The following is a 4686-nucleotide window of genomic DNA, read 5'->3' as shown; positions in this document are numbered from 1 at the left end:
GTCACAAGCTTCATCTGCCGCTGCTGGTGCACGGGCGCGCCTGGTTCCGCTGGACCTCCTGCGCGTGGTGGCCCCCGTGTGCGTGGTGATCATCCACGTATCGGCCGCCACGCTGCTGGGTGCACCGCCGGATTCGTTGGGATACGCGGTTGCCGGGTTCCTGAACCAGGCCTGCCGGGTGGGTCTGCCGGCCTTCCTGATGGTGAGCGGGGCGGGAATGTTCTACGCCTACGGTCAGCGCCAGGACTTCTCCTGGCGGCGCTACCTGCTCCGCCGGCTGCAGGCCGTGGGCATTCCCTATGTGGCCTGGACGCTGGTGTACTTCCTGTTCTTCCGGATCGTCGAACAGAACTTTGACGGCCTGATTCCGGGGTTCTTACACGCGCTGGCGACAGCCAGTGCGGTGTATACCTTCTACTTCTTTATCCCCATCGCCCAGTGGTATCTGCTCTTCCCCTTCGTGAGGCCGTTGGCCCGCAGCCGCTGGCTCGGACCGGTGACCGTCGCCGCGCTGGTTGTGAACGGGTTGGTCATCGTCCTCTCGTTCCCCGCCGTCCGGTTCGATGTGGGGAACATCCTGAGCACCCTGTGGCCATACCGGGCGCGGGTGCTGCTCTGGTGGTTGGGGCCGTTCTTCCTGGGGGCCTGGCTCGCCACCCGGTGGGAGTCAGCCAGCCGCGAGCTCCGCCGGTACTGGGGGGCGCTGCTCCTCCTGGCCGCGCCGCTCCTGGTGTGGGTGCTCCGGGAGTTTCAGGCCTATGTGCAGGTGGGCAGGCTGTCAGACGTGGCGACGGTTCTTCGCCCCAGCGTGTACGCCTATGCGCTGGTCGTGGTGCTGGCCATCATCGGTCTCGGCACGGTCCTCTGCGAGCGTTCCGCCTTCATCGCCCGGGCGGTGGGAGTGATCCGCCAGTATTCGTTTGGGGTGTACCTCATTCACCCGCTGATCATGCACTTCACCAGGAAATTCCTTGACACACTCAACATCGGGGCCCTGGTCTATCTGGCGCTGAACCTGCTGCTGGTGCTGGCGCTCTCCTACCTGGCCGTGAGCCTCATTGCCAGGGTGCCCATGGGCCACTGGCTGATCGGGATCAGGCCCCCCCGGCGCGTCCCCGTGGAGGGGCCCGCCCCCCTTGACAGGCCTGCCCCCGGTTGCTAGCATCTATTGCTAGCGAGGAACGGGAGGAGTACCCGTGGGTCGGCCCCACAGAGAGCCCTGCATCCGGTGCAAGCAGGGCGGGCGGGCTGCGGGGAAGGGCGCCCGGGAGCGTGAGCCGCATACCGTCAGAGGTGGGCGCCCGCCAGAGGTGCCAATCAGGGTGGAACCGCGGGAGCACGCACAGGCTCTCGTCCCTGGCCACGTGTGAGGTGTGGCCCGGGGCGGGAGCCTTTTCGCATCGGATTCCCGACGCGAAGGAGGACAGCAGATGTACTTTCAGGACCTGGTTCTGACGCTCGACAAGTTCTGGGCCGAGCAGGGGTGCGTGATCCGGCACCCGTACGACGTGGAGAAGGGCGCCGGCACCTTCAACCCCGAGACCTTCTTCCGGGCGCTGGGCCCGGAGCCGTGGAACGTGGCCTACATCGAGCCGTGCCGCCGCCCGGCCGACGGTCGCTACGCCCAGAACCCGAACCGGATGCAGCACTACTACCAGTACCAGGTGATCATGAAGCCGTCGCCCGAGAACATCCAGGAGATCTACCTGGAGATGCTGGAGCGCATCGGCATCGATCCCCGGAAGCACGACATTCGCTTCGTGGAGGACAACTGGGAGGCGCCCAGTCAGGGGGCCTGGGGCCTGGGCTGGGAGGTCTGGTGCGACGGCATGGAGATCACCCAGTTCACCTACTTCCAGCAGGTGGGCGGCTTTGAGTGCAAGCCGGTCTCCGTGGAGATCACCCTGGGTCTGGAGCGGCTGGCCTCGTACATTCAGGGCGTCGACAACGTGTGGGACATCATGTACAACAAGGACCTCCGCTACGGCGACATCTTCGAGCGATCGGAGTGGGAGCAGTCGGTCTACAACTTCGACCAGTCCGACCCGCAGATGCTCTTCCAGCTCTACCACATGTACGAGCAGGAGGCCAAGCGGCTCCTTGCCCTGGACCCGCCGCTCGTCTATCCGGCCTACGACTACATCCTGAAGTGCTCCCACACGTTCAACCTGCTGGACGCCCGCGGCGCCATCGCCGTGAGCGAGCGGCAGGGGTACATCCTGCGGGTGCGCAACCTCTGCCGGGCCGCGGCCAAGGCGTACATTGAGATGCGCGAGGCGCTGGGCTTCCCGCTGCTGAAGCCGCTGGCGGAGCGGCCCACCTGGGCGTCCCGTTACGGCGCCGGGGCGCACGCCGTCGGGCCCGATCCCAAGGGCGCGGCCGAGACCGCGGAAGGAGGGAACCAGAATGGCTGAGACCCGCAACCTCATCCTAGAGATCGGCACCGAGGAGATCCCCGCCCGGTTCTGCGCACCGGCCCTGGAGCAGTTGAAGGAGAACGCCGAAAAGGCCCTGGCCGAGGCCCGTCTCGACTACGAAGTGGCGGACGTGTTCGGCACGCCGCGCCGCCTGGTGCTCTACGTGCGCAACCTGGCGCTCATGCAGCGCGACGTCGAGGTGGAGGTGAAGGGGCCGCCCAGGAAGGCAGCCTTCGATGCGGCCGGCAACCCCACCGTCGCGGCGCAGAAGTTCGCCGCAGGCCAGGGCGTGGCGGTGGCGGACCTGGAGGTGCGGGCCGACGAGAAGGGCGGCGAGTACGTCTACGCCCGTAAGCGCATCCTGGGCGAGCCGGCGGAGAAGGTGCTGCCGCCGCTCCTGGCCGGCCTCGTCACCTCGATCCACTGGCCCAAGGCCATGCGCTGGGCCGACCGCGAGATCCGCTACGCCCGCCCGATCAAGTGGATCCTGGCCATGCTGGGCGAGGAGCGGGTACCCTTCAGCGTGGACGGCATCGAGACGGTGACCACCACCCGGGGCCACCGGGTGCTGGGTCCGGCTGAGCCGATCCCGGTGAAGAACGCCGACGATTACTTCGCGAAGGTGGCCGCCGGGTACGTGATGGTGGACCAGGGCGTGCGCAAGCAGGTGATCTGGCAGCAGGTGACGGCGGAGGCCGCCCGCATCGGCGGCCACGTGCGCCGGGACGAGGCGCTGCTGGACGAGGTCACCTGGCTGGTGGAGCAGCCCACCGCCTTCGCAGGCTCCTTCGCGCCGGAGTACCTGGAGGTCCCCTCCGCCGTGCTGGTGACCACCATGAAGGAGAACCAGCGCTGCTTCCCGGTGTACCGGGACGAGGAGTCGGATGAACTCCTGCCCTACTTCATCGGGGTGCGCAACGGCGGGCTGGAGCACATCGATATCGTCCGGGCCGGCAACGAGAAGGTGGTGGCGGCCCGGCTGGCCGACGCCCGCTTCTTCTGGGACGAGGACCGTCGGCAGCCCCTCGAGGCCTACAACGCCAAGCTGAAGGAGGCCGTCTTCCAGGAGAAGCTGGGCACCCAGTTCCAGCGGGTGGAGCGGCTGGTGGCGCTGGCCCGGGCGATCGGCCAGGCGCTGGAGCTCACCCCCGTCGAGCAGGAGCAGGCGGTGAAGGCGGCCTGGCTCTGCAAGGCCGACCTGGCGACCCGGATGGTCTTCGAGTTCCCGGAGCTGCAGGGCTACATGGGCAAGCAGTACCTCCTGAAGGAGGGCGGCGACCCGGCGGTGGCCGAGGCGATCTACGAGCACTACCTGCCCCGCGGCGCCGGCGACGACCTGCCCCGCACCCGCCCGGGCATCGTGGTGGCCCTGGCCGACAAGCTGGACACCCTGGCCGGCTACTTCTCCATCGGTCTGATCCCCACCGGCTCCCAGGATCCCTTTGCGCTCCGGCGCGCCGCCCAGGGCGTGGTGCAGACCCTGGTGGAGAACGGCATCCGGGTCGACCTGACGGCGCTGGCCTCGCTGGCGATCGAGCAGTACCATCTCTCCGGCAGCGAGGCGCAGAAGGTGCTGAGCGACCTGATGGAGTTCTTCCGGGCCCGGGTGAAGGTGCTGCTGGAGCAGCGGGAGGTGCGGTACGACGTGATCGACGCCGTGCTGGCCGCCGGCTGCCGGGACGTGACGGACGCGGTGCACCGGGCCGAGGCGCTGGCGGCGGCCATGGCGGAGCCCGACTTCGCCGCGGTCACCGGCGCGTTCAAGCGTGTGGCCAACCTGGCTGGCAAGGCCAACGAGGCGGGCGCGGTGAGCGCCGACATCAACCCCGCGCGCTTCACCGAGGCGGCGGAACGCGATCTCTACGGTGCCTTCGTCGACCTGCGGCCCGAGATGAAGCGGGCCTACGACGCCGGCGAGTACCTGACCTTCTACCGCCTGGCCACCCGCCTGAAGGCACCGGTGGACGCCTTCCTCGACACCGTGCGGGTAAACGTGGAGGACGACCAGGTGCGCGCCAACCGCTACGCCCTGCTTCAGGCCCTGGGCGCGCTGCTCTCCGCCCCGGCGGACCTGAGCAAGCTGCAGGGGTAGCTGCATATCGGGATGTTGAAGCCCGCCGGCGCTGGCCGGCGGGCTTTCCGTCTCGACGGTGGTGCTCGGGGGGCCCCTTTCCGCCAGAGAGGGTCCAGGACACATAGCGAAAGAATGGAGGAGTGAGTAAAGTTTTCGTTGGTAGGCCACAACATTTCTGCTGAAAAAAGCAGGACG

3 protein-coding genes are annotated in these 4686 nt (G+C 68.0%); all 3 read left to right on the top strand.

The features are described from left to right. Nucleotides 1-1162 (top strand): acyltransferase (locus AB2385_RS16630; RefSeq protein WP_367656132.1); only part of this gene is annotated, 1162 nt, incomplete at its 5' end. Between the two features lie 268 nt (nucleotides 1163-1430). Beyond that, a complete protein-coding gene (gene glyQ, locus AB2385_RS16625; protein WP_367656131.1) occupies nucleotides 1431-2414 on the top strand; it encodes a glycine--tRNA ligase subunit alpha in 984 nt (327 codons plus the stop codon). After that, nucleotides 2407-4509, top strand: a complete 2103-nt coding sequence (gene glyS / locus AB2385_RS16620) for a glycine--tRNA ligase subunit beta (protein ID WP_367656130.1) — start codon at nucleotides 2407-2409, stop codon at nucleotides 4507-4509. Before glyQ ends, glyS begins: the two co-directional genes overlap by 8 nt. Nucleotides 4510-4686: the final 177 nt, after the last annotated feature.

Origin of the sequence: Symbiobacterium sp., from assembly GCF_040797425.1 — a bacterium.
GTDB lineage: Bacteria > Bacillota > Sulfobacillia > Symbiobacteriales > Symbiobacteriaceae > Symbiobacterium.
The sequence above is the reverse complement of the archived record's forward strand: the minus strand, read 5'-3'. Positions and strand labels throughout refer to the sequence as shown.

Coding starts and splice junctions, on each gene's coding strand:
- glyQ (WP_367656131.1), top strand. CDS start 1,431: ATGTACTTTCAGGACCTGGTTCTGACGCTCGACAAGTTCTGGGCCGAG.
- glyS (WP_367656130.1), top strand. CDS start 2,407: ATGGCTGAGACCCGCAACCTCATCCTAGAGATCGGCACCGAGGAGATC.